At 69.7% G+C, this 621-nt stretch carries 1 pseudogene; it reads left to right on the top strand.

Annotated features, from left to right (window positions below):
- Positions 1 to 32 precede the first annotated feature (32 nt).
- Positions 33 to 621: pseudogene (locus tag ACFQ0E_RS19185) on the top strand (hypothetical protein); the annotation flags it as partial.

Here is a 621-nt window from a genome sequence, read left to right as displayed (position 1 = left end):
GGACCTACGACGCCCGAGGTCAGTCGACCGGCATGACCCAGAGCGGCGGCGGCCTCAGCCGCAGCACCTCGACGACCTACGACGCCTTCGGTCGCGCGCTCACGCGCACCGACGCGCGCGGCACCACCACGAGCATCGGCTACGACCGCCTGGGTCGGGTGATCAGCCAATCGGCCACGGTCAGCGGCCGGGTCGAGGCCAGCAGCCTGTCCTACGACGCCTACGGCCGGATCGTCACCCAGACCGATGCGCTGGGCAATGTCACGACCTACGCCTACAACGACACCAGCCGCTCGATGACGGTGACCTCGCAAGAGGGCGTGTCGGTCACCACCACGCGCAACCGCCATGGCGAGACCGTGATGGTGAGCCAGGCGCTGCCCGGTGGCGGCACGGCGACCACGACCACGGCCTACGACAAGGACGGCAACGTCACCAGCGTGACCGACGCGCTGGGCAAGATCACGAACAACGAGTACGACACCCGCGGCCTGCTCGCGGCGACGGTGGACGCCAGCGGACGCCGCGTGGAGTACCGCTACGACGCGGCGGGTCGCATGCTGCAGCGGATCGAGGATCCGGGTGCGGGCAAGCTCAACCTGACCACGACCACCGCCTACG

This window comes from Lysobacter brunescens (genome assembly GCF_042677005.1).
Classification (GTDB): Bacteria; Pseudomonadota; Gammaproteobacteria; order Xanthomonadales; family Xanthomonadaceae; genus Lysobacter_I; species Lysobacter_I brunescens.
The sequence above is the reverse complement of the archived record's forward strand: the minus strand, read 5'-3'. Positions and strand labels throughout refer to the sequence as shown.